General features: G+C 60.0%; 21 protein-coding genes. 9 read left to right on the top strand and 12 right to left on the bottom strand.

Translation table 11 applies throughout. From position 1 onward, the window contains the following. Positions 1–4: 4 nt before the first annotated feature. From nifS to nifH, 10 genes are all read right to left on the bottom strand, one after another. Positions 5–1,207, bottom strand: coding sequence for a cysteine desulfurase NifS (nifS, locus tag ABLU96_RS16595; protein ID WP_064404585.1), 1,203 nt, complete (start codon positions 1,205–1,207; stop codon positions 5–7). A gap of 30 nt (positions 1,208–1,237) precedes the next feature. Continuing rightward, positions 1,238–2,062, bottom strand: coding sequence for a Fe-S cluster assembly protein NifU (gene nifU / locus ABLU96_RS16590; RefSeq protein ID WP_014230029.1), 825 nt, complete (start codon positions 2,060–2,062; stop codon positions 1,238–1,240). Between the two features lie 194 nt (positions 2,063–2,256). Then, a complete protein-coding gene (locus ABLU96_RS16585) occupies positions 2,257–2,727 on the bottom strand; it encodes a NifB/NifX family molybdenum-iron cluster-binding protein (protein WP_049104338.1) in 471 nt (156 codons plus the stop codon). Further along, positions 2,714–4,099 (bottom strand): nitrogenase iron-molybdenum cofactor biosynthesis protein NifN, encoded by a 1,386-nt coding sequence (gene nifN, locus ABLU96_RS16580; RefSeq protein ID WP_032750494.1) that lies wholly within the window; start codon positions 4,097–4,099, stop codon positions 2,714–2,716. The genes ABLU96_RS16585 and nifN overlap by 14 nt, the downstream gene beginning before the upstream one ends. Positions 4,100–4,109: 10 nt before the next feature. Further along, positions 4,110–5,483 carry a nitrogenase iron-molybdenum cofactor biosynthesis protein NifE gene (gene nifE, locus ABLU96_RS16575; RefSeq protein WP_025107729.1) on the bottom strand — a complete coding sequence of 458 codons (1,374 nt, stop codon included), beginning with the start codon at positions 5,481–5,483 and terminating at the stop codon, positions 4,110–4,112. A 321-nt stretch (positions 5,484–5,804) separates the two neighbouring features. After that, positions 5,805–6,467, bottom strand: a complete 663-nt coding sequence (locus tag ABLU96_RS16570; protein WP_064380224.1) for a NifB/NifX family molybdenum-iron cluster-binding protein — start codon at positions 6,465–6,467, stop codon at positions 5,805–5,807. 10 nt (positions 6,468–6,477) lie between these two features. Continuing rightward, a complete protein-coding gene (gene nifT, locus ABLU96_RS16565; RefSeq protein WP_014230024.1) occupies positions 6,478–6,696 on the bottom strand; it encodes a putative nitrogen fixation protein NifT in 219 nt (72 codons plus the stop codon). Positions 6,697–6,735: 39 nt separating this feature from the next. Beyond that, positions 6,736–8,298 carry a nitrogenase molybdenum-iron protein subunit beta gene (gene nifK / locus ABLU96_RS16560; protein ID WP_025107726.1) on the bottom strand — a complete coding sequence of 521 codons (1,563 nt, stop codon included), beginning with the start codon at positions 8,296–8,298 and terminating at the stop codon, positions 6,736–6,738. A 55-nt stretch (positions 8,299–8,353) separates the two neighbouring features. Further along, positions 8,354–9,802 carry a nitrogenase molybdenum-iron protein alpha chain gene (gene nifD, locus ABLU96_RS16555; RefSeq protein ID WP_014230022.1) on the bottom strand — a complete coding sequence of 483 codons (1,449 nt, stop codon included), beginning with the start codon at positions 9,800–9,802 and terminating at the stop codon, positions 8,354–8,356. 16 nt (positions 9,803–9,818) lie between these two features. Further along, a complete protein-coding gene (gene nifH, locus ABLU96_RS16550) occupies positions 9,819–10,700 on the bottom strand; it encodes a nitrogenase iron protein (RefSeq protein WP_004852391.1) in 882 nt (293 codons plus the stop codon). Positions 10,701–11,104: 404 nt separating this feature from the next. On the opposite strand from nifH, the gene nifJ reads away from it, so the two are divergent. Beyond that, the gene (gene nifJ, locus ABLU96_RS16545) at positions 11,105–14,620 is read left to right on the top strand and encodes a pyruvate:ferredoxin (flavodoxin) oxidoreductase (protein WP_064407239.1); all 3,516 of its coding nucleotides are present in this window, start codon (positions 11,105–11,107) and stop codon (positions 14,618–14,620) included. An 18-nt stretch (positions 14,621–14,638) separates the two neighbouring features. On the opposite strand, the gene ABLU96_RS16540 is transcribed toward nifJ, so the two are convergent. Continuing rightward, positions 14,639–14,950 carry a helix-turn-helix domain-containing protein gene (locus tag ABLU96_RS16540; RefSeq protein ID WP_064374863.1) on the bottom strand — a complete coding sequence of 104 codons (312 nt, stop codon included), beginning with the start codon at positions 14,948–14,950 and terminating at the stop codon, positions 14,639–14,641. Positions 14,951–15,188: 238 nt separating this feature from the next. On the opposite strand from ABLU96_RS16540, the gene fusA reads away from it, so the two are divergent. Beyond that, positions 15,189–17,291 (top strand): elongation factor G, encoded by a 2,103-nt coding sequence (gene fusA, locus ABLU96_RS16535; RefSeq protein WP_064404589.1) that lies wholly within the window; start codon positions 15,189–15,191, stop codon positions 17,289–17,291. A gap of 105 nt (positions 17,292–17,396) precedes the next feature. On the opposite strand, the gene sbcB is transcribed toward fusA, so the two are convergent. Next, a complete protein-coding gene (gene sbcB, locus ABLU96_RS16530) occupies positions 17,397–18,821 on the bottom strand; it encodes an exodeoxyribonuclease I (protein WP_025107723.1) in 1,425 nt (474 codons plus the stop codon). Between the two features lie 180 nt (positions 18,822–19,001). On the opposite strand from sbcB, the gene dacD reads away from it, so the two are divergent. From dacD to cobS, 7 genes are all read left to right on the top strand, one after another. Further along, on the top strand, positions 19,002–20,168 hold the full coding sequence (dacD, locus tag ABLU96_RS16525; RefSeq protein ID WP_064404619.1) for a serine-type D-Ala-D-Ala carboxypeptidase DacD: 1,167 nt from the start codon (positions 19,002–19,004) through the stop codon (positions 20,166–20,168). Positions 20,169–20,321: 153 nt separating this feature from the next. Further along, complete coding sequence (locus tag ABLU96_RS16520) at positions 20,322–21,758, top strand: capsule assembly Wzi family protein (RefSeq protein WP_047723374.1); 1,437 nt, start codon at positions 20,322–20,324, stop codon at positions 21,756–21,758. Between the two features lie 126 nt (positions 21,759–21,884). Continuing rightward, complete coding sequence (sbmC, locus tag ABLU96_RS16515; RefSeq protein ID WP_348862630.1) at positions 21,885–22,358, top strand: DNA gyrase inhibitor SbmC; 474 nt, start codon at positions 21,885–21,887, stop codon at positions 22,356–22,358. Positions 22,359–22,456: 98 nt separating this feature from the next. Next, positions 22,457–23,515, top strand: a complete 1,059-nt coding sequence (locus tag ABLU96_RS16510) for an FUSC family protein (RefSeq protein WP_004103626.1) — start codon at positions 22,457–22,459, stop codon at positions 23,513–23,515. Between the two features lie 168 nt (positions 23,516–23,683). Further along, positions 23,684–24,019: a DUF496 family protein gene (locus ABLU96_RS16505; protein WP_004103624.1), complete on the top strand. Its 336-nt coding sequence runs from the start codon at positions 23,684–23,686 to the stop codon at positions 24,017–24,019. A 193-nt stretch (positions 24,020–24,212) separates the two neighbouring features. Then, positions 24,213–24,425, top strand: coding sequence for a bifunctional adenosylcobinamide kinase/adenosylcobinamide-phosphate guanylyltransferase (locus tag ABLU96_RS16500; protein WP_004852374.1), 213 nt, complete (start codon positions 24,213–24,215; stop codon positions 24,423–24,425). Positions 24,426–24,495: 70 nt separating this feature from the next. Continuing rightward, positions 24,496–25,236 (top strand): adenosylcobinamide-GDP ribazoletransferase, encoded by a 741-nt coding sequence (gene cobS / locus ABLU96_RS16495; RefSeq protein ID WP_064404592.1) that lies wholly within the window; start codon positions 24,496–24,498, stop codon positions 25,234–25,236. Positions 25,237–25,302: the final 66 nt, after the last annotated feature.

Here is a 25,302-nt window from a genome sequence, read left to right as displayed (position 1 = left end):
CGCCTTAGCCGTAAACCGGCGTGAAGACGGCGTCCGCCGGGCGCGGCTTGCCGTTGTGCCAGTAGGGCGACAGCGCGCGCAGCCGGTCGATAATCGGCGGCAGCGCGGTGACGACGTAATCGATCTCTTTCTCCCGGGTGTAGCGCGAGAGGGAAAAGCGGATGGTGCCGTGGGCGGCGGTATAGGGGATATTCATCGCCCGCATCACGTGGGAGGGTTCCAGCGAGCCTGACGTGCAGGCGCTGCCGCTGGAGGCGGCGATCCCGGCCTGGTTGAGCAGCAGCAGAATGGCCTCACCCTCAATAAACTCAAAGGCCAGATTCGCCGTGCCGGGCACCCGCGGCTGGCTACCGCCCATCACCATGACCGACGGTACGCTGGCCAGCAGTCGATGTTCCAGCCTGTCGCGCAGCTGGCCGATATGCGCCATTCCCGGCAGATGAATATTCGCCAGCTCGCAGGCCGCGCCCATGCCGACGATTCCGCAGATATTTTCCGTCCCGGCGCGCCGACCGTACTCCTGATGACCGCCGCGCAGCAGCGGGCGAAAGCGCGTTCCCCGGCGCAGATAGAGGCAGCCTACGCCTTTTGGTCCGTGAAACTTATGCGCCGAGCAGGAGAGCATGTCGATGCGGGTCTCGCCCACGGCAATCGGCATTTTGCCCACCACCTGTACCGCATCGCAGTGAAACAGCGCCCCTTGTTCATGGGCCAGCTCCGCCATTTCGGCGATCGGGAAAAGCACCCCGGTTTCGTTATTCGCCCACATGGCGCTGACCAGCGCGACGCGCGGGCTGAGCGCGGCGCGGAACTGCGCCATGTCCAGCGCTCCCTCGCTATCCACCGCGATGCGATGGATCAGGTAGCCCTGGCGCTCCAGGTGCTCGCAGGCCGCCAGCGTCGCCGGATGTTCGACCGCGCTGGTGATAATTTCGCGCCGCTCCGGCAGCAGGGCGATGGCCGAGGCGATGGCGGTGGCGGTAGCTTCGGTGGCGCAGGAGGTAAAGATGATCTCGCTGGGATACTCCGCGCCCAGCAGCGCCGCGGTCTGTTGATGCGCGCGCTCCAGAGCCGCCTGGGCCGGTATGCCAAAATCGTGTATCGACGAGGGGTTGCCGTAAAAGTCGGTCAAAAAGGGCATCATCGCTTCCAGAACCATCGGGTCCAGACGGGTGGTGGCGTTGTTATCGAGATAAACCTGTTTCATCTTGTCCCCCTAGGGTCAGTTAACCGCGGCTCAGGCCGCCACCACTTCCATATAACAGCCGGTACGTTCCATCAGTTTTTGCTGCAGCCAGGCCAGGGTCATATCTGTCATCATGCAGCCGCTACAGCTGCCGGAGAGGCTGACGGTCACCTGGTGGTTGGCGACGCTGAGCAGCGACATATCGCCGCCGTCGGCCTGAATATGCGGGCGCAGTTCAGCGATGGTCTCGACGACGCTCTGCCAGTGCGGATCTTTGCCGCTGGCCGCGGCGGGCGGCGTCTGCGGCGGCTGCGCGAGGATCTCCGCCAGCGCCAGCTCGATTTTTTCGTGGCAGGCGGTGCAGCCGCCGCCCGCTTTGGTGTAGTTGATCACCTCTTCAAGGGTGGTCAGGCCGTTGTTCTGCACCGCGCGGCGAATGTGTCCTTCATCGACGCCGAAGCATTTGCAGATCAGCTTGCCCTCCTCATGCTCTTCCTCCAGGCTTTCGCCGCGAAAGTTGGCGATGGCCGCGCGCAGGGCCTCCTGGCCCATCACCGAGCAGTGCATTTTCTCCGGCGGTAGCCCGTCGAGATAATCGGCAATCTGCTGATTGGTTATCTGCCCGGCTTCGGCCAGGGTATGGCCGATAATCAGCTCCGTCAGCGCGGAGGAGGAGGCGATGGCGCTGCCGCAGCCGAAGGTCTGGAAGCCCGCTTCCTGGATAATTTCGCTTTGCGGGTCAACGCGCAGCATCAGGCGCAGCGCGTCGCCGCAGCTTAATGACCCCACATCGCCTACCGCGTTGGCGTTGTCCACCACGCGCGCGTTGCGGGGATTAAAAAAATGGTCTTTCACTTTCTCGGAGTAATTCCACATGCTGTCAGCTCCAGGGATGATGACGGAAAACGCCGGGGCGCGGTTCACCGCAGGAGTGCGGTGGCGTTAACGAACTAGCAAATGCGATACCAGAGAATAAAATGCAATATTTTCAATTTGTTATATTTTGCCCTGACAAGATGCGCCCGACAGTGTCGGGATGTTTTGTGGGCTTTGTCACACAAACGACACGGCTAGCGGCGCGGGTCCGGTTCCTCATGCCACTCCTGTTCCTGCAGCAGACGGGTAAAGCGCTCCGGGTCGCGCTGGCGCGCATTTTTGCGCTGCCCTTTGTCGTACCAGTAAAGCTGGATCTCCTGCAGTAAGCCGACGATGGTAGTGTCGGCGGGAACGCGTTCGGCGCGGACGCCGACCTGCAGCAGCTGACGAAAAACCGCGTCGCCAATCGCCACGCAGAACAGCGTGACGCAATCCTCAAGGGCGTGGACCCGCCTGGCGATCTTCTCCGTCTGGTGGCCGTTCTCAACGGAGAAATCAACCACCCGGATCAGGGTGACCCGATCCGCCTTGACGCCGTATACCACCAGCCGCGGCGTGGCGCCAAAATGCTGATCGACATGACGATAGTCGGAACTGGCGAAGGCGACCTTCATAGACCACTCATCGGAGTGGACCATATCAAACTGACGGTTAATCGGCGGCATAGGCGCCTCCTGTGAAGAGTGAAGATTCGGTGTTCTGGCGAAGCGGCGATCGGTAGCGGGCGAGGTGGTGATGGCGCTCGCGCATCAGGTTTGCCAGCTCGAACAGCGTATCGCGCATTCCGCTGTACCCCTGACGCACCCGGCGGAATTCACCGAGCTTGTCAAAGATCGGAAAACCCGCGCGCACCAGCGGCAGCGCAAACTGCTCCGCCAGGTCGCAGGCGTGGGAGTTGGCCACCAGCAGGTCGGCGGGTTGGGCGCACAGCAGCGTTTGCAGATCCTCCAGATCTCCCGGCACCACGCGTTCCACCGGCAGTTGGCGCAGGCTGGGATGGCCGGTAGGAGCCACCAGCGGGCCGGGCTGCATCCCCTGGCTGTTGGCGAAATCACACCACGCCGCCAGCAGATCGCCTTCCGCCGCTATCGCCATGCGCTGGCCCTGAAGCCACATATGACAGTCGATCATCGCATCCTGCAGCTGACCGCGCTGGCGCTCCAGCCACGGGGGAACGGCGCGTCCGGAAATTTTCGCCAGTTGATGAATAAAGGCGTCGCAGCGATCGAGGGTCATCAGGTGCGGCAGGGCGATAACCTCGCCCCGGCAGCGCGGGGCCAGCAGCGATGACGCGCGGTGGAGGGAGACGCCAATGGCGAAGCTGCACAGGCTTTGTCCCATCTGTTCTATCTGGCGCAGCGGCGTCCCGCCCTGGGTCAGCGGCGAGAAATCGCCTTGCGCCAGGTGCCCATCCATCGATTGCGCAAGGTCCGGCAGGATTATCGGCTGCAGACCAAAGGCTTCGACGCATCGGCGCAGCCACTCGATATCGCCCGGCGAGCAGAGGTGGCTGACCAGCAGGTTGACCCGGCGATTGCGCTGAGCGGGGCGCGGCGTCGGCGCAACCCACTGCTCAATGACGCTCTCGAGCACCGCGCTGAAGCCGTTTTCCATGGAACCATAAAAATCCGGCGTGTTAACGGTTAATATCGCCACGCCCTTGTGCCGGGGATACTCTTCGCGAAACTGGCGAACCACGCGGGAAATGTCGCTGCCCTGAGCCTCAGACAGCCCGGTGCTGAGCAGCACGATAGCCTGCGGCGCGTTGCGCTGGCAGAGGGTATCCAGGGCGGTGAAAATATTGCCGTCCGCGCCCATAATCGTCGAGGTGGGGTCCATCGCCGTCGACTGCAGGGGAACCGGGTCGTGGAAGTGTTGAATAAAAAAGACTTTGGCGAAGGCGCTGCATCCCTGCGCGCCGTGGACCAGAGGGATGCTGTGTTCAATCCCGAGGCTGGCGAGGATTGCGCCGAGCGGCTGGCCGGTCTTGATCGGGCTGACCGCCAGCGGTTTATCGGTGCGGAAAATGTCTGCCATGGTGAACTCCTTAGTGCCACGGGGCGCGGGCATGGGTTTGCGGCCAGATGGGACTGTCGATGGTCTGACACAGCTGGCGGGCGAGGGTGACGATCCCCTTGTAGCCGGCGAAGGCATGTTCGCGCTCCTGATTGATATCGAGAAACGGCAGCCTGGCTTTATAGGCGGTGTACATATTGCGTCCGCCGGCAATCATCAGGTCGGCCTGATAGCGATAGACCACATCCAGCAGCGTGCGGGCGTTGCCTTCTTCCAGCATTACCGCCTCTTCGCCCATCAGCTCGCGGATCCGCTGTTTATCCTCTTCGGTGGATTTACGCGTGCCGGTTGCCACCACGGTCATGCCCAAATCCTGAAGCGCCGATACCACCGACCAGGATTTCACCCCGCCGGTATAGAGCAGCGCTTTGCGGCCGCGCAGCCGTTCGCGCCACGGTTGTAGCGCCAGTTCCGCCGCCTGTTCCTCCCGCGCAATCAGCGCTTCGGTGCGCTGGCTAAGGTCGTCATCGCCCAGCAGCGCCGCCAGCTGGCGCAGGGCGTCGGAGGTGGCGCGGATCCCGTAGAAGCTGCCTTCGAACCACGGCGTGCCGTAGCGCTGCTCCAGGGCTCTGGCGACGTTAATTAGCGCCCGCGAGCAGACCAGCATATTGGCCTGCGCCCGATGCATGGTCTGGATCTCGGCGAAACGGCCATCGCCGGAGAGGCTGCCGAGCACGCGGATCCCCAGCTCGTCGAGCAGCGGCTGAATATGCCAGAACTCGCCGGCAATATTGAATTCGCCAATCAGGCCAATATCGTGACGCTGCTCCGGGGCAAAGGGCGTGCTCTCCGGCCAGGGCGCGGGCTCGCGCTGACCGATTACCCGTTTCACCATGACTTCGCCGGCCAGCCGGTTACCGAGATTTTTACTGCCGTAAAAACCGGCGGCGTCAATGGCGATAACCGGTACGCCGGTGGCGGTCTGCGCGGCCTGGCATACCGCTTCCAGGTCATCGCCCTCCATGGCCGGTACGCAGGTGTTGTAGATAAAGACCGCCGCCGGATGATAACGGGTGACGATATGGCGAACGGCGTGAAACAGGCGACGTTCGCCGCGGCCCATAATCACGTCCTGTTCGTTGAGATCGGTGGTGAACCCGAGCCGATTCAGGGTGGGGCCGGAGCTGGCGCTGCCGCGGTTATCCCAGGAGCTTCCGGCGCAGCCGATGGGGCCATGGACCAGATGCGCCACGTCGGCAATGGGCAGCAGGGTTATCTGCGCGCCGTCGAACGCGCAGCCGCCGGCGGTGGCGCCGGGTTTGGGCGCGCTGCAGCCGGATTTTTGTTTATGGTTGTGTTCACAGGCCGGTTCATCCAGCAGCGCCAGAATTTCATTTCCCTTCATAGTGACCTCGTTGACGGTGGGGGATGAGGGGGAAGATGCAATTCGCGCTCCATAAGCGGCGCCTTGATATTTAAAGAAAAAGGGTTGTTGGCTTTGCGACAAAGCCAACAATCGGACAAGGGATGGCGGTAAGTGATGCTTTATGTCCTATCGCACTGGCATGGCTATTTGTTGCTGGAAGGCTGGCAGCGAGGGGGTTAGGCGCATCAAGAAGCCCGGAACAACCGTGAACGGAATATTCCCCTGACCGTAACGTGGGGAACGCGTCCATACGCAAAAAAAAGCCCGCGGGGTCAGCGGGCAACAAGCACAAAACAGGAATTAAAAAACGCGCGCCTCCAGAGGGTTCTCCCGGTTAAGCCGCTTCGCCAGCCACGGCGGCAAACGGCCGGCCAGCAGCGTATTGATCGCCTCGCACTGCGCATGAATCGTCGTCCCGGGCTGCGCTTTCATCGGGTGGATCCGGTGGCGGATCAGCCGGGCGGCGGCGGGCCCGCCGATCTCCTGACAAAACAGCAGCTGGCAGTCTTCAATCAGCCGGGCGCGCACTTCGCTGGCTTCCTGCTGGGTGGGCGCGGAGGGATAGCGGCGCAGATCGTGCAGCCAGCCGCCTTGCTCATCGAACGCGTAGATAAAAAACAGCCGCCCCTGACCGAAATGGCCGTTAATCATCAGGCCATCCTGGGAGCAAAACGCCGCCAGCAGCTGCGGCGTTCGCTGGGCAGGGCGAACGATGCGTAAATGGGCGGGCAGCGCGCCCTGCAGGCTCGCCATCACCCGCGACCAGCGAGCGGGGGACATCACCGCCGTCGCGGAGGGGAAGCTGGCGGCCAGCTGCGGCTGGGTCAGGGTCGCCAGCCGCGCCGGGGTCAGCGTCTCGCCGCACTCCTGCGCCAGCCAGTCGACAATTTGCGCCGGCTGCAGGTCCGGCAGGGACTGAAACAGCGCCAGCATGCGCCAGAAAAGGGTATCGTTGTCGGACATCTCCAGCTCCTTATATCAACGCGCCGCGCGTCGCGCGCAGGCTTATCGGAAAGGCGGGGCGCCCCGGCTGCGGATTGACGTAGTAGCGGCGTCCCCCTTCCAGCGAAATCGCGCCGCCCCAGCGTTCAGCGTCGTTATGCTCAATCTGGAGCACTCGCGCCTCCAGATCCTGTTTCGCGATATAGGCGTACAGGTCCGCGCCGCGTTCACGGAAAATCACGATGGGCATACTCCCTCCTGGCCCCGCATGACGCGGGGCGCCTGATGGTTAACGGACGAGATCGAAACTGTAATCGGTTTTGCCCAGCTGGCTGGTATCGCTATCCAGTTTCTCCAGCACGGCGTTTACCAGCGTCGTCACAATGTTCATCGCCCCTTCATAACCCCAGGTTGTCTGGCGGTGCAGATGGTGGCGGTCGAACAGCGGAAAGCCGAGGCGGATAAGCGGTACTTCAAAGGCTTTGCCCTTCGCCAGGGTGTCGCGCTGGATAAACTTGCCGTAGGAGTTGCCGATCATAAAGTCCGGCTGACGGGTGAACATCAGCGAACGGAAGTGCCACAAATCGCAGTTGATAAACACTTCGCTGTCGCGCCCGTACGGCGAGGCATCAAGCATTTTCTTCATCGCTTTTTGCCAGCGTTTGTTGGCGTTATGGCTCAGGATCACCGTCGGCTCGCAGCCCAGCTCCAGCAGGAAGCGGGTGAGGCCCATCACGAAGTCCGGGTCGCCGTACAGGCCAAATTTCTTGCCGTGCAGCCAGGTGTGGGAATCGAGCATCATGTCAACCAGCCGGCCGCGCTCAAGGGTGAGGGCGTCGGCGATCGGCTTGCCGCTAAGCTGGCTGACGGTCATCAGCAGTTCATCGGTAGCGGCCAGCCCCAGCGGAATCGCGACCTCGGTGGCGGGCTGGTTCCACATCTCCTGCACCACTTTTTTGCTCTTCAGCAGCTGCCACGGCTGCAGAAGCAGCGTATCGATGGCGTCAGGGGCCTCTTTCATCTCCTGCTGCGTGGTGCCGCCGGAATACATCCGATAATGGCCGTCGGCGGGCGTGTCGAGAACTTCTGACGGATCGGAGAGCAGGCTGCACGGCACCGCCATCTGTTCCATCATCCGCTTTAATACGCGGAAGTTGCCGAGATAGGTTTCAAAGCCGGTCACCAGATTGAGCTTCTGCAGTTTGCCCGGTTGCCCCTGGTAGTCCGCGGTGAAGGTTTTGGCGAAGCCTTCAAACATGTTGTCCCAGCCGGTGACGTGGCTGCCGATAAAGCTTGGCGTATGGGCATGGGGCACGGCGATGCTGCTATCGACGAAGCCATCTTTTTTGGCGTTGGCGATAAACGCCTGCAGGTCATCGCCGATGACTTCCGCCATGCAGGTGGTGGAAACCGCGATGATCTCCGGCTTGTACAGGGCGCTGGCGTTCTGCAGACCCAGATTCATGTTGTTGTTGCCGCCGAAGACCGCCGCGTCTTCGGTCATCGAGTCGGAGACGCAGGCGATCGGCTCTTTGAAATGGCGGTTAAAATAGGTGCGAAAGTAGGCCACGCACCCCTGGGAGCCGTGGACGTACGGCAGGGTATTGGCAAATCCCAGCGAGCAAAGCACCGCGCCAAGCGGCTGGCAGGCTTTCGCCGGGTCAACGGTCAGCGCCTCGCGCTGGAAATTCAGCGCTTCATACTCGGCGGTGGTGGTCCAGGCAAAGACCTCCTGCACGCGTTGGGCATCGTGCGCTTCCTCCAGCTGCCGCTTATTGCGGAACAGCTCCTGGTATTCATCCTGTTCGAATAGCGGATAGCAGCTATTAATTTTATCAATCGTTTGGCTCATGGTGTTCTCCTCCCGCGCCACAAATCGGTGAACAGACGGGACAGTGAGTGGGCAATCACGCAGACTTCAGCCACGGCGCGGTGAGTTCGTTCCACGCCGGGTTGTTCAGGGTCATATCCATATCGCGGGCGAAAATGGCGAAACCATCGTAGCCGTGGTACGGGCCGGAATAGTCCCACGAGTGCATCTGGCGGAACGGCACGCCCATTTTCTGGAAGATATATTTTTCCTTGATGCCGGAGCCGATAAGGTCGGGCTTCAGCGCCTTAACGAACGCTTCCAGCTCATAGCTGCTGGCGTCATCGAACAGCAGCGTGCCCTCTTTGAGATCCGGCAGGGTGCGGTCGTAGTCATCGTTATGGGCAAACTCGTACCCGGCGGCGATGATCTCCATGCCGAGATCCTCGTAGGCGCCGATGACGTGGCGTGGCCGCAGGCCGCCCATATAGAGCAGCACCTTACGCCCCTCCAGGCGCGGGCGATATTTGGCGATAATCGCCGCCATCTGCCCCTCATACCGGGCGATCACCGCTTCGGCGTTCGCGCGAATGGTATCGTCAAACTGGTCGGCGATTTTGCGCAGCGATTCGGCGATTTTGGTCGGCCCGAAGAAGTTGTACTCCATCCACGGAATCTGATGTTTCTCCTCCATATGGCGGGCGATATAGTTCATCGAACGGTAGCAGTGAACCAGGTTCAGCTTGACGAATGGGGTGTTCTCCATCTCCACCAGCGTGCCGTCGCCGGACCACTGCGCGACCACCCGTAGCCCCATCTCTTCAAGCAGGATGCGCGAGGCCCAGGCGTCGCCGCCGATGTTGTAGTCGCCGATGATCGCCACATCGTAAGGAGTGGTTTCAAACGGCTGTCCTTCGCGATTGTTGAGGATCCAGTCGCGCACCACGTCGTTGGCGATATGGTGCCCCAGCGACTGCGACACGCCGCGAAAGCCTTCGCAGCGTACCGGGATCACCGGTTTATCCAGCGCTTTGCTGCTGGCGTTGGCCACCGCGCTGATATCATCGCCGATCAGCCCCACCGGGCATTCCGACTGTATGGTGATCCCTTTGGTGAGCGGGAACAGCAGCTCCATCTCTTCAATCAGTTTGCTGAGCTTTTTATCGCCGCCGAAGACGATGTCGCGCTCCTGAAAATCAGAGGTGAAGTTCAGCGTGCCGAAGCTATCGACGCCGCTGACCCCGGTGTAGTAGTTGCGTCGTCCGGCGCGGGAATACTGGCCGCAGCCGACCGGCCCGTGCGAGATGTGGGCCATATCCTTGATTGGCCCGAATACCACCCCTTTCGAGCCGGCGTAGGCGCAGCCGCGCACGGTCATCACGCCGGGTTGTGATTTGCGGTTAGAGATAATGCACTTGCCGACGCTCTCCATTTGCGGATCGCTGACCATCATGTGCTTTCTGCGCTCTTTTCGCGCGGTTTCCGGGAACACCTCCAGGACTTCCTGGATCAGCGCCAGATTACGTTCGCCCGTTGCGTTGGTCATCATTATTGTCCTGTGCTCAGGCCGCGCTTTCTTCGGCGGCGGTTTTACCAATGATGCTGGTGTCTTCTTCTTCCATGATGCCGAACTCCATCAGCAGCGACTCCAGCTCATCCATGGTGCAGGGGGTCGGCACCACTTTCATGGTGTTATTGACGATCTTCTGCGCCAGGGTGCGGTATTCGTTGGCCTGCTGGCAGGCGGGGTCGTACTCGATCACCGTCATTCGGCGGATCTCCGCGCGCTGCACGATATTGTCGCGGGGGACAAAGTGGATCATCTGGGTCCCGAGCTTTTCCGCCAGGGCCATGATCAGTTCGTCTTCACGGTCGGTCTGGCGTGAGTTACAGATCAGGCCGCCGAGGCGCACCTTGCCGGATTTAGCGTATTTAACGATCCCTTTGGAGATATTGTTGGCGGCGTACATCGCCATCATTTCGCCGGAGCAGACGATGTAGATCTCCTGGGCTTTGTTTTCGCGGATAGGCATGGCGAAGCCGCCGCAGACCACGTCGCCGAGCACGTCATAGAAGACAAAATCGAGATCGTCCTCGTAGGCGCCTTCTTCTTCAAGAAAGTTGATCGCCGTGATCACGCCGCGCCCCGCGCAGCCGACGCCTGGCTCCGGGCCGCCGGATTCCGCGCAGCGCACGTCGCCGTAGCCAATTTGCAGCACGTCTTCGAGCTCGAGATCCTCGACCGAGCCGACTTCCGCGGCCATCTCCATAATGGTGTTCTGTGCTTTAGCGTGCAGGATCAGGCGGGTGGAGTCCGCCTTCGGATCGCAGCCGACGATCATTACTTTCTTACCCATCTCCGCCAGCGCGGCGACGAGGTTCTGCGTGGTGGTGGATTTGCCGATACCGCCTTTACCGTAAATAGCGCATTGACGCATGGTCATGGTGACTTCTCCTGTGGTTGAGTGTTTGCCAGCAGAGAAGTGCAGGGAACATACCAGCCGTGCCTTTTTATTTATTTATCTGATTTTTATGGATTTATTAATTCATTGCCGCGCAGGGCGTAAAACAAAACGGCACAATAAGGCCACCAAATGTGGGAAACAGAACAATTCCGCCTGCCGGGGCCATTGTGGCGGTTTGTCGTCTGTTCAACAGCTTGTCGTCCCCTGTGTCTTGTTCCACGCAATCTCTCGGCGCGCTGCGTTGCCTTTATCTTCATAACGCGTTGAATTCGCGCTAACTCTTCGGTCATCCGCGAGCTGGCACAGGCTGTGCTTGAGGCAACAACTGGGTTTGCCGCTTATTTGAGGCGGCGAAGATGCCTCTCACCTTCGAGGATTGAACAATGTCCGGAAAAATGAAAACAATGGATGGCAACGCCGCGGCGGCCTGGATCTCTTATGCCTTTACCGAGGTCGCGGCGATTTACCCCATTACCCCCTCCACGCCGATGGCGGAAAACGTCGACGAGTGGGCGGCGCAGGGGAAAAAGAACCTCTTTGGCCAGCCGGTGCGCTTAATGGAGATGCAGTCGGAAGCCGGCGCGGCAGGCGCGGTACACGGCGCGCTGCAGGCCGGGGCGCTCACCACCACCTATACGGCTTCCCAGGGGCTGCTACTGATGATCCCCAACATGTACAAAATCGCCGGTGAACTGCTGCCGGGCGTCTTTCACGTCAGCGCCCGGGCGCTGGCGACCAATTCGCTGAATATTTTTGGCGATCACCAGGACGTGATGGCGGTTCGCCAGACCGGCTGCGCGATGCTGGCGGAGAACAACGTGCAGCAGGTGATGGATTTGTCGGCGGTGGCGCATCTGGCGGCGATTAAGGGACGCATCCCGTTTGTTAACTTCTTCGATGGTTTCCGCACCTCGCACGAAATTCAAAAAATCGAGGTGCTGGAATATGACCAGCTGGCGACGCTGCTGGACCGGCCCGCGCTCGACAGCTTCCGCCGTAACGCGCTGCATCCGGATCATCCGGTCATCCGCGGAACGGCGCAAAACCCGGATATCTACTTCCAGGAAAGAGAGGCGGGTAACCGTTTTTATCAGGCGCTGCCCGACATTGTCGAAAGCTATATGGCGCAAATCAGCGCGCTCACCGGCCGGGAGTACCATCTGTTTAACTACACCGGCGCGGCGGATGCCGAACGGGTGATTATCGCCATGGGGTCGGTCTGCGACACCGTTCAGGAAGTGGTGGATACGCTGAACGCGGCGGGAGAGAAGGTCGGGCTGCTCAGCGTGCATCTGTTTCGCCCTTTTTCGCTGGCCCACTTTTTCGCTCAGCTGCCGAAAACCGTACAGCGGATTGCCGTGCTTGACCGCACCAAAGAGCCCGGCGCTCAGGCTGAACCGCTGTGCCTGGATGTGAAAAACGCCTTCTACCACCACGACGATGCGCCGCTGATTGTCGGCGGCCGCTACGCGCTTGGCGGTAAGGACGTTCTGCCCAACGATATCGCGGCGGTCTTTGACAACCTCAATAAACCGCTGCCGATGGACGGCTTTACCCTCGGTATTGTCGATGATGTCACCTTTACCTCGTTGCCCCCGCGCCAGCAGACGCTGGCGGTCTCGCATGATGGCATCACCGCCTGTAAATTTTGGGGCATGGGCTCGGACGGCACAGTCGGGGCCAATAAAAGCGCGATTAAAATCATCGGCGACAAAACGCCGCTCTACGCGCAGGCCTACTTTTCCTATGACTCGAAAAAATCCGGCGGCATTACCGTTTCGCATTTGCGCTTCGGCGACCGGCCGATCAATTCGCCCTACCTGATTCATCGGGCCGATTTTATCTCCTGTTCGCAGCAGTCCTACGTGGAGCGCTATGACCTGCTGGATGGGTTAAAGCCGGGCGGGACCTTTTTACTCAACTGCAGCTGGTCCGATGCGGAGCTGGAGCAGCATCTGCCGGTCGGCTTTAAACGCTATCTGGCGCGGGAAAATATCCATTTTTATACCCTGAACGCCGTGGATATCGCCCGTGAGCTCGGGCTGGGCGGGCGCTTTAACATGCTGATGCAGGCGGCGTTCTTTAAGCTGGCGGCAATTATCGACCCGCAGACCGCGGCGGATTACCTCAAGCAGGCGGTTGAAAAAAGCTACGGCAGCAAAGGGGCGGCGGTGATCGAGATGAACCAACGGGCGATCGAGCTGGGCATGGCCTCGCTGCATCAGGTGACCATTCCGGCGCACTGGGCGACGCTGGATGAGCCCGTGGCGCAGGCTTCAGCCATGATGCCGGATTTCATCCGCGATATTCTGCAGCCGATGAACCGCCAGTGCGGCGACCAGTTGCCGGTAAGCGCGTTTGTCGGCATGGAAGACGGCACCTTTCCCTCGGGCACCGCCGCCTGGGAGAAACGCGGGATCGCGCTGGAAGTGCCGGTCTGGCAGCCGGAGGGCTGCACGCAGTGTAACCAGTGCGCCTTTATCTGCCCCCACGCGGCGATCCGCCCGGCGCTGCTCAACGGCGAAGAGCAGGACGCCGCGCCGGCCGGGCTGTTGAGCAAACCCGCTCAGGGAGCGAAGGCGTACCACTACCATCTGGCTATTTCGCCGCTGGATTGCTCCGGCTGCGGCAACTGTGTGGATATCTGTCCTTCGCGCGGCAAGGCGTTAAAAATGCAGTCTCTTGATAGCCAGCGCCAGATGGCGCCGGTCTGGGACTATGCGCTGGCGCTGACGCCGAAGAGCAATCCGTTCCGGAAGACGACGGTCAAAGGCAGCCAGTTTGAAACCCCGCTGCTGGAGTTTTCCGGCGCCTGCGCGGGATGCGGCGAAACGCCTTATGCCCGCCTGATAACCCAGCTGTTTGGCGACCGGATGCTGATCGCTAACGCCACCGGCTGCTCTTCAATCTGGGGAGCCAGCGCGCCGTCGATTCCCTATACCACCAACCACCGCGGCCACGGCCCGGCATGGGCGAACTCGCTGTTTGAGGATAACGCGGAGTTTGGCCTCGGCATGATGCTCGGCGGCCAGGCGGTGCGTCAACAAATCGCCGATGATATGACCGCCGCGCTGGCGCTGCCGGTCAGCGACGAACTCCTCGACGCGATGCGCCAGTGGCTGGCGAAGCAGGATGAAGGCGAGGGTACCCGCGAGCGCGCGGACCGGCTCAGCGAACGGCTGGCGGCGGAAAAAGAGGGCGTGCCGCTGCTGGAGCAGCTATGGCAGAACCGCGACTATTTTGTGCGCCGGTCGCAGTGGATTTTCGGCGGCGATGGCTGGGCCTACGATATCGGCTTCGGCGGTCTCGATCACGTGCTGGCGAGCGGGGAAGACGTGAATATTCTGGTGTTTGATACCGAGGTTTACTCCAATACCGGCGGGCAGTCGTCTAAATCGACCCCGGTGGCGGCCATCGCGAAGTTTGCCGCGCAGGGCAAACGCACGCGGAAAAAAGATCTTGGCATGATGGCGATGAGCTACGGCAATGTGTACGTGGCCCAGGTCGCCATGGGCGCCGATAAAGATCAGACGCTGCGCGCGATCGCCGAGGCTGAAGCCTGGCCGGGACCGTCGCTGGTGATTGCCTACGCCGCCTGCATTAACCACGGGCTGAAAGCCGGTATGCGCTGCAGCCAGCGCGAGGCGAAACGGGCGGTTGAGGCGGGATACTGGCACCTGTGGCGCTATCATCCGCAGCGGGAAGCGGAGGGCAAGACGCCGTTTATGCTCGATTCCGAAGAGCCGGAGGAGAGCTTCCGCGACTTTTTGCTTGGCGAAGTGCGCTACGCCTCGCTGCATAAAACGACGCCGCATCTCGCGGATGCGCTTTTTAGCAGAACCGAGGAGGATGCGCGCGCCCGCTTTGCCCAGTATCGGCGGCTGGCCGGTGAGGAGTAGAGGCCGGCGCGCAGGCCTTTAGTTATCGTGCTGCATGACCTTAAGCAGCGTATCCAGCAGGCCGGGAAAGCGCGCGTCTAAATCTTCCCGGCGCAGCGAAATCAAATTCTCCCGCCCCTGAGGCCGCTGCCAGATCACACCGCTGTCGCGCAGGACGCGCCAGTGGTGGGTCATGGTCGACTTCGCCACATCTTCATGACGCAGGGCGTTACAGCTCTGCTCGCTGCCGTCGGCAAGGATACGGATAATCTCAAGCCGCAGCGGGTTGCCGAGAGCGAAAAGGACATTTTCGAGGCGAATTTGTTCACGTTCGGGGTGATTGGCGATCATAATATTCCTGTGTCGGCGGCGGCGCAGCTCCGTGAGCAGCAGCCCGTATCGGCGGCTGGCCGGTAATATACCGAAACTGCTTTTCTAAAGCCACGCGGGTCGTCGCAGCTTCACCAATAGTAACGATAGCAAAAATAGTTCGAATATACTCGTACAGTTGTACTATGATAGATGCCGTTATATGAACGGCGGCCAATTCCGGCCGCCTGTTAACAGTCACAATGACTAAGGACGCATCATGCCCCGACCCATCCCCCTCGAACGTTATCGCAACATCGGTATCTCCGCGCATATCGATGCCGGCAAAACCACCACCACCGAGCGCATCCTGTTTTATACCGGGATGAGCCACAAGCTGGGGGAAGTACACGATGGCGCGGCAACCACCGACTGGATGGCGCAGGAGCAGGAGCGCGGGATCACCATTACCTCCGCGGCGGTGAGCTGCTTCTGGCCCGGCATGGACCGCAGCTTCGAGCCGCACCGGATTAACATCATCGATACCCCCGGGCACGTGGATTTCACCATCGAAGTGGAACGCTCCATGCGCGTCCTGGACGGCGCGGTGATGGTTTACGACTCCGTCGGCGGCGTGCAGCCGCAGTCGGAAACCGTCTGGCGGCAGGCGAATAAATACCACGTTCCGCGGCTGGCCTTCGTCAACAAGATGGACCGCCCCGGCGCGGATTTTTTCCGCGTGGTGCAGATGATGATCGATCGCCTGAAGGCCAATCCGGTGCCGATTGCGATCCCGGTTGGCGCCGAAGAGCACTTCACCGGGGTGGTGGATCTCATCAAAATGCGCGCCATTTTGTGGGATGACGCCACCCAGGGGATGACCTTCAGCTATGCGCCTGTGCCTGACGACCTCGTAGAAACCGCCCGGCTGTGGCGGGAGAAAATGGTCTCGGCGGCGGCGGAAGCCAGCGACGAACTGATGGACAAATATCTCGAAACCGGTGAGCTGGACGAGGCGGAGATCGTCGCCGGTCTGCGCCAGCGCACGGTGAAGGGGGAAATCCAGGCGGTGCTGTGCGGCAGCGCGTTTAAAAACAAAGGCGTGCAGCGGATGCTCGATGCGGTGGTTGAGCTGATGCCGTCGCCGCTGGATATCCCGGCGATTCAGGGCGTGGATGAGAAAGGGCGGCCCGCTGAACGTCATCCGGGCGACGACGAGCCGTTCTCGGCGCTGGCCTTCAAGCTGATGACCGACCCCTACGTTGGACAGCTGACCTTTATCCGCGTCTATTCCGGGACGTTGAAAAAAGGCGATGCGGTGTGGAATCCGGTGAAAGGTAAGAAAGAGCGCATCGGACGCATCGTGCTGATGCAGGCCAACGATCGCCATGAGGTGGACGAACTGCACGCCGGGGACATTGCCGCCTGCGTCGGCCTGAAGGATGTCACCACCGGCGACACGCTGTGCGACCCGGATGCGGTGATTACCCTCGAACGGATGGAGTTTCCGGAGCCGGTGATTTCGCTGGCGATTGAACCGAAAACCAAAGCCGATCAGGAGAAAATGGGTATCGCGCTGCAGCGGCTGGCGGCGGAAGATCCGTCGTTTCGTCTGCATACTGACGAGGAGTCCGGCCAGACGATCGTTTCCGGGATGGGCGAACTGCATCTGGAGATTATCGTCGACCGCATGAAGCGTGAGTTTGGCGTCGAGGCGAATATCGGGCGTCCGCAGGTGACCTATCGCGAGACGATCCGCAAAACGGTCAAAGAGGTGGAAGGCAAATTTGTCCGCCAGTCCGGCGGTAAAGGGCAGTACGGTCACGTGGTGCTGACCCTTGAACCGCTGGAGCCGGGAAGCGGTTTCGTGTTTGAGGACGCGACCAAAGGCGGCGTGGTGCCGCGCGAGTACATCCCTTCAGTGGAAAAAGGGCTGCGCGAAGCGATGGGCACCGGCGTGCTGGCGGGCTATCCGGTGGTGGATATCAAGGCGACCCTGACGTTTGGTTCGTATCACGACGTCGACTCGTCGGAGATGGCTTTCCGGATGGCGGCGATATTTGGCTTCAAGGAAGGGGCGCGCAGGGCCGACCCGGTTATTCTTGAACCGGTGATGCACGTGGAAGTGGAGACCCCGGAAGAGTACGCCGGGAATATTATGGGCGATCTCTCTTCCCGTCGCGGAATGGTGCAGGGGATGGAGGAGCTGTTCGGCAGCCAGATTATCCGCGCCGACGTGCCGCTGGCCGAGATGTTTGGCTATTCCACCACGCTGCGTTCAATGTCCCAGGGCCGGGCGACCTACAGCATGGAGTTCCACCACTACGCGGAAGCCCCGCGCAACGTGGCTGAGGCGATTATCGCCAGCCGCGCCAAAGGCTAAGCAACGTTCCCGGGTGCGACGCGAGGCGTCTTACCCGGGCTACGAGTCCTGCCATCGTTTGTAGCCCGGGTAAGGCATTAGCCGCAACCCGGGAATTTCTGCCAATCAAACAATATCCTGCGCGTACTGCCACAGCGCCTTCAGCTGCGCCAGCTTCTCTTTATCGTCCGCATACTGCTGGTACAGCGTCTGCAGCTCATCGGCGTAGGCCTGCAAAAACTCAGGCGTAAAGACCTGGCGACGGTGCTCTAACCAACGCTGCTGCTCGGCTTCATCCAGCGTGCCGGGATAGTTGCGCGCGCGATAGTTGAACAGCAGGCGCTCGATACGCTTATCGGCGAAGGTAATATCCAGCGCCGGCAGGTTGCGCGGCTCGGTTTCGAGTACGATTTTCATCGCCGCACGGTCGGCATCGCTGAAAAAGCCGTTATACAGCTGCGTATCGACATTATCGGACGGCACAAACGGCTCCGCTTCGGCAAAAATCGCCACCGCTTTCTCGCGTACCTGCGGATTGGCCCGCAGCAGCTGGGCGTTCTCCAGACAGCGCTGGATATTGATGCCCAGCCGGTCGGCATCCTGCGGACGCAGGGTGTTTTGCTGCGCCAGCACCGGGCATTTATTCAGGTGGACCAGCTTGATCGGCACCGCAGCCAGATCGCCCAGCTCGCTTTTCGGCGTATACAGCCGCTCGCGCAGGGTGTCGGCATCGAGCTCCAGCAGGGGGGCGATGTCTCCGGCCAGGTCGACCATAATCACCGCGTTACGGTTGTCCGGGTGCCACGCCAGCGGGGCGACCAGGCTGGTATTGCCGCGCGCCGCGCCGAACATGCCGGAAACATGCACCAGCGGTTTGATTTGCGGCACGTCAATCAGCGTCGCCAGCTTACGCTTGTTGCGGTGGGCGTAAAGATAATCGAACAGGCGCGGCTGCTGGGTTTTCACCAGTTTCGCCATGGCGATGGTGGCGTAAACGTCGGCCATCGCGTCGTGGGCGTTGCTGTGTTCGATGCCGTTAGCGACGGTCAGATGCTCCAGCCGGAAGCTCGGTAAGCCCTCTTCATTTTCCGGCCAGTTGATCCCTTCGGGGCGCAGCGCATAGCAGGCGCGCATCACGTCCAGCAGATCCCAGCGGGAGTTGTCGTGCTGCCAGCTCCAGGCGTAGGGATCGTAAAAATTACGATAGAGAATGTTGCGCGTCACTTCGTCATCGAAGCGCACGTTGTTATAGCCGACGATGCAGGTTTTCGGCACCGTGAACAGATCGTGAACGCGGCGGGCGAAAGCGGCTTCGTTGTCGCCCTTGGCGTTCGCCTCCTGCGGCGTTATCCCGGTGACCATGACCGCCTGCGGCTGCGGCAGATAGTCATCGGCGAGCCTGCAGTAGAAGACTTCGGGTTCGCCGACGATATTCAGGTCTTCATCGGTGCGAATGGCGGCAAACTGCGACGGTCGGTCGAGCGAGGGACTGGTGCCGAAGGTCTCGTAATCGTGAAATAAAAATCCGGGCTGGCTGGCGCTATCTTGCATAATCTGTTCATTATTCCTGGTGGCGAGCAGCCTTCATGGTAAACGATTTGCCGGGCCATCAGAAGGGTATCCCCTTTGTCCCGCGTCGGTGATGTCATATTTTCTTGCAATTAAACCCTGATTTGAAACGAGAAGTTCCGTAAAAAGGACGGCGAATCTGTCAATTTAGAGGATATGCCGTTGAAAGGCCGTTTTTTTATTGCTGTATCTTTGCTCGCTGCGAGCGTTTCCTGCGCATTTGCCGCCAATGATTTTCCCGTCAACGTGACGCCTCCTTCTATTCAGGCCGGTTCCTGGGTGCTGATGGATTACACCACCGGCCAGATCCTGACCGCCGGTAACGAGCATCAGCAGCGCAATCCCGCCAGCCTGACCAAACTCATGACCGGCTACGTGGTCGATCGCGCTATCGACAGCCAGCGCATCACCTTTGACGACATCGTCACCGTCGGGAAAGACGCCTGGGCGCAGGGTAACCCGGTCTTTAATGGTTCTTCGCTGATGTTCCTTAAGCCCGGCGATCGGGTCAGCGTACGCGATTTAAGCCGCGGGCTGATCGTTGACTCCGGCAACGATGCCTGCGTGGCGCTGGCGGACTACGTCGCCGGCGGCCAGCCGCAGTTCGTCGCGCTGATGAACAGCTACGTGGAAAAACTGCATTTGCAGGATACCCATTTTGAAACCGTCCACGGTCTGGACGCGCCGGGTCAGCACAGTTCGGCCTACGATCTGGCGGTGCTCTCGCGGGCGATTATTCACGGCGAGCCGGACGTCTACCATATGTACAGCCAGAAGAGCCTGACCTGGAACGGCATTACCCAGCAGAACCGCAACGGTCTGCTGTGGGATAAGACCATGAACGTCGATGGTCTGAAGACCGGCCACACCTCGGGCGCCGGCTTCAACCTGATTGCCTCCGCGGTGGACGGCCAGCGCCGGCTGATTGCGGTGGTGATGGGAGCCGACAGCCCGAAAGGGCGTGAACAGCAGGCGGCGAAGCTGCTGCACTGGGGCCAGCAAAACTTCGATACCGTCCAGGTCCTGCAGGACGGCAAGCAGGTCGGCGTTGAGCGTATCTGGTATGGCGATAAAGAGCAGATTAAGCTGGGGACCGATCAGGACTTCTGGCTAGCGCTGCCGAAGTCGGAAGTCTCGCGCATTAAGGCCAAATACGTGCTGGATAACAAAGTGCTGGAAGCGCCGATCGCCGCCCACCAGCGGGTTGGCGAAATCTCCCTTTACGATGGTGATAAAGTGGTGGCCCACTGGCCGCTGGTGACGCTGGAAAGCGTTGGCAAGGGCGGCGTGCTGTCGCGCTTTAGCGATTATCTGCATCAAAAACTGTAACTTCTCCGCCGCTCCGCCCGGAGCGGCATCTCGTAGCTGTTTGATTATTATGCCGCTTCGGTTGGCGCTTCGTTTACTTTCACTCCATTACCTTACCCGGTCACCCTTCAGGAAAAAGCCTGGCGCTTGTGCGCCATAAATGGAGCTGGGAAGATGAAATACTTTGCGCGTAGTGCGCTTTCTCTGGGACTTTTCACCGTTTTTAGCACTTCTGGTTTTGCCTCCGGCCTCGTTCTGGCCGATAACGAATTCCGCAATGATTTAGCCTGGTTATCCGACCGTGGAACCCTCTCGTTGAGCCTGTCGACCTGGCCTCTGAGCGAAGAGGAGATTAAGCGCGCGCTGGCCAATGCCCATCCGACAACGTCCGCAGAGCGGGTGGTACTGGGTCGGGTAAATCAGCGATTAAGCGCGCTGAAAGCTGACGTGCGCGTTACCGGCTACAGCTCCACTGATAAGCCGGGCACGCCGCAGGGGTTCGCCCAGTCTTACCCCGCCGACCAGTCGCTTTCTCTCGCCCTGAACAACAGCGGCGAATGGTGGGATCTGCACCTGCAGGGCAATGTTGAAGGCGACAAGCGCATCAGTAACGGTTCGAGCGTGAACGCCAACGGCGCATACGGCGCGGTTAAGCTGTGGAACCAGTGGCTGGCGTTCGGGCAAATCCCCCAGTGGTGGGGGCCGGGCTATGAAGGTAGCCTGATCCGCTCCGATGCCGCGCGTCCCATGACCGGTTTTCTGCTGCAGCGCGCCGAACAGCGGGCGCCGGAAACCTCATGGCTAAGCTGGATTGGCCCCTGGCAGTACCAGCTTTCCGCCAGCCAGATGAACCAGTACGCAGCCGTACCGCATACCAAAATCTTCGGTGGTCGCCTGACTTTTTCACCGCTCACCTCGCTGGAGCTGGGAGCCTCGCGCGTTATGCAGTGGGGCGGCGAAGGGCGGCCTTCCTCATTCAGCAGCTTCTGGGACGGCCTCACCGGCAATGATAACACCGGCGACTCGGCCGACGATCCCGGCAACCAGCTGGCCGGTTTTGATTTCAAGCTGAAGCTGGCGCCCACCCTCGGCTGGCCGGTGAGCATTTACGGCCAGATGATCGGCGAGGACGAAGCCGGATATTTACCCTCGGCGCACCTCTATCTTGGCGGCGTGGAAGGGCATCACCAGTGGAACAGCAATGCGGTTAACTGGTATCTGGAAGCCCACGATACCCGCTCGAACATGGGCCGTACTAACTACATCTATAACCACTTTATCTATAAAGACGGCTACTACCAGCAGGGCTATCCGCTGGGCGATGCGATGGGCGGCGACGGGCGTTTATATGCCGGTAAGGTGGAGCTGGTAACCGAAGAGAATCAGCGCTGGAGCGCGCGGCTGGTCTACGCTGAGGTCAATCCAAAAAACCAGCGAATCAATAAAGCCTTCCCGCGCGCCGATACGCTGAAGGGCGTACAGCTGGGCTGGAGCGGCGATGTTATGCCAACGGTACGCCTGAATACCTCCCTGTGGTACACCGACGCTAACCACAGCGCCAGCGACGATGTTGGGGCCAGCATCGGCGTTGAGCTACCGTTCAGTTTATAACCGTATGGCGGCGATTTTTTCATCTTCTTGCCGCGCGGATTTGTGAATTGCCGCACATACTGTGGGTGATAGTACTGCTAATTTATGTGTATATACATACAGTATTTTATCAACAGTGGAGGCAGCATGGACTATAACGTTAAATCCGTAGGCAAGAAGAAAATTGCTGGTTTTCATCTGGTCGGTCCCTGGGAGCAGACGGTAAAACAGGGGTTTGAACAGCTGATGATGTGGGTCGATAACAGCCAGGTGCCGGCGCAGGAGTGGGTGGCCGTTTACTACGACAACCCGGACGAAGTCCCGGCGGAAAAGCTGCGCTGCGACACCACCGTCACGGTGGCGGACGACTACCAGATTCCTGAGGGTAGCGAAGGCGTGATGATGACCGAAATCGCCGGCGGGGATTATGCGGTTGCCCGTGCCAGAGTCGAGAATTTTGACTTTGCGACGCCGTGGTACCAGTTCTTCGAGAGCTTGGTGCAAAGCACAACCCATCAGATGGCGATGAAGCCCTGTTTTGAAGTCTATCTTAACGATGGTAACCAGGACGGCTACTGGGATATTGATATGTATATCGCGGTCGAGCCGGCGGTGAAGTAGAACATTGTCCCTTCGTTTGACAAGGTTTATTACATTCGCGTGATGCTTGCGGCGAAAAAGCAGTTACAATTGGCCTTTTCGTTGTGTCGGAGTAGGTTGTGCGCGCGGATAAATCACTTAAGCCATTTGAAATTCGGCTGTATCGCCATTACCGCATCGTCCATGGCGTGCGAATAGCATTGGCCTTTGTGCTCACCTTTGTGCTGGTGCGCCTGCTTAACGTTCCTGAAGGCACCTGGCCCCTCATCACCCTGGTGGTAGTGATGGGGCCTATCTCCTTCTGGGGAAATGTCGTACCGCGCGCGTTTGAACGTATCGGCGGCACGATCCTCGGCTCGGCGCTCGGGCTGGTAGCGCTCAAGCTGGAGCTTATCTCTCTGCCCATTATGCTGCTGTGGTGCGCGGTTGCGATGTTCCTCTGCGGCTGGCTGGCGCTGGGCAAAAAGCCCTACCAGGCGCTGCTGATCGGCATCACCCTGGCGGTAGTGGTCGGCGCGCCGCCGGGCGACATGACCACCGCGCTGTGGCGAAGCGGCGACGTGATCTTCGGCTCCCTGCTGGCGATGCTGTTTACCGGTATCTGGCCGCAGCGGGCTTTCCTGCACTGGCGCATCCAGATGGCCAGCTACGTCACCGCCTTCAACCGTTTGTATCAGGCGGGCTTCTCGCCGAACCTCGTTGAGCGTCCGCGTCTGGAAAAGCATATGCAGAAGGTGCTTAACGACGTGGTGAAAATGCGCGGATTAATTACCCCCGCCAGCAAAGAGACGCATATCCAGAAGGCCATCTTTGAGGCGATCCAGACCGTCAGCCGTAACCTGGTGTGCATGCTGGAGCTGCAAATCAACGCCTACTGGGCGTCGCGTCCCGGCCACTTCGTGATGCTTAACGCCCATACGCTGCGCGAAACCCAGCAAATGACCCAGCAAACATTGCTGACTATCGCCCACGCATTGTATGAGGGCAATCCGCAGCCGATTCTTGCCAACAATGAAAAGCTCAACGAAATTGTGGCCGAACTGCGCCAGCTCATCAAAGAGCAGCAGGACGACAATTTCTCCGAAACGCCCATTCACGGTTATGTCTGGTTAACTATCGAGCTGGCGCGCCAGCTCGAACTGCTGTCGCATTTAATCTGCCGTGCGTTGCGTAAATAAAGACCAGACTCACGTGGTTTTTCCATCGCTTGCTTCGATTCAGCAGCGTTTAGGGTTATGATAACGGCAAAGGAAAAAACATTGTCATCAGCGGCTGCTAACAGTTATGTTAGCCCTATGTAGCAGTCGCTTTAGCGAATCCGAATCTCAAATATTAGGGGTATAAAAATGGAAACAACTAAGCCTTCTTTCCAGGACGTACTGGAGTTTGTTCGCCTGTACCGTCGTAAGAACAAACTGCAGCGTGAAATTCAGGACGTTGAGAAAAAGATCCGTGATAACCAGAAGCGCGTACTGCTGCTGGACAACCTGAGCGACTACATCAAGCCGGGCATGAGCGTTGAAGCTATTCAGGGCATCATCGCCAGCATGAAGAGCGATTACGAAGATCGCGTTGACGATTACATCATCAAAAACGCCGAGATCTCCAAAGAACGTCGCGATATCTCTAAAAAGCTGAAAGCGATGGGCGAAGCGAAAGTCGAAGATAAATCTGCCGAGTAAGCCCCGTTAATGCGCTCCGGCGGCGCTCGCTGCCGGAGTTCCTCTTCTTCCTCTTGCGTGACCTCACAGTTCCTTAGCAAAAACGCCCGTGCGACGCTGAACCTTTACCCAGGAATTTGGTATACTTCCGCCGTAAACATATTGATATCGGAAGGGTTTATCTCATGCTGTCCCTGCAACAGGTGCCGCCGCGATGATACTGATGACCGGCGACGCGCTTAGCGGCCAACGCCGTGACGCCGAATCTTTACTCAACTCTTTCGTTTCGGCGATCTTCATCGCTACCTCCCGGCTCTCCGACAACCAAATGGCCGCGCGCATTCAACACCACCGTGATACCCGGCTTGCCCACTGGCGGCTGGAAGAACGCGGGCAGGCTTTCTCCGCGCGGCAGCCGCGCGGATAAGTCAGGTCACGGTCGGTGGCGGGCGTGAATAACCGCTGCCGCGGGGTTTATCGACAGGAGTCATCACTCAATGATTAAGTCTTTTTTTGCCGCATTATCATTTATCAGCCGCCTGCCGGTCCCGGCGCGTTTATCCCAGGGGCTGGAAATTGAACAATATCAACGCAGTATCATTACATTTCCCCTGGTGGGGCTGCTGCTGGGGGCGATTGCTGGCGCCGTTGTGATGCTGCTGCAGCCGTGGTGCGGCGGCCCGCTCGCCGCGCTGCTCGGCGTGCTGGCGCTGGCGCTGTTGACCGGCGGGTTCCATCTTGATGGGCTGGCGGATACCTGCGATGGCATCTTTTCCGCCCGCCGCCGCGAGCGGATGCTGGAAATCATGCGCGACAGTCGGCTGGGCACTCACGGCGGGCTGGCGCTGATTTTTGTGCTGGTTGCCAAAGTGCTGGTGGTCAGCGAAGTGGCGCTGCGCGGCACGTCGGCGCTTGCCGTGCTGGCTGCCGCCTGCGCCGTCGGCCGCGGTATGGCGGTGCTGCTGATGTATCGTCAGCGCTACGCCCGGGAAGAGGGGCTGGGCAACTTATTTATCGGCAAAATCACGCTGCGGCAGATGCTGATTACCATGGGGATCGCGCTGGCGCTGGCGACGCTGCTGCTCGGGGTCAACGGTCTGCGGGCGGCGCTTATCACTCTGGTGCTGGTTTGGGCGCTGGGTCAGGCGCTGAAGCGTACCCTGGGCGGGCAAACCGGTGACACATTAGGCGCGGCGATTGAGCTGGGCGAAGTCATATTTCTGCTGGCCCTGCTGTAGGCATTGATTTATTCCCGGTGGCGCTGCGCTGACCGGGCTACCAGTCCACCGCTGTCTGCGGGCCGG

It is taken from the genome of Klebsiella sp. CN_Kp106 (assembly GCF_040064575.1).
Classification (GTDB): domain Bacteria; phylum Pseudomonadota; class Gammaproteobacteria; order Enterobacterales; family Enterobacteriaceae; genus Klebsiella; species Klebsiella michiganensis.
This window is presented reverse-complemented; position numbering and strand designations above follow the sequence as displayed.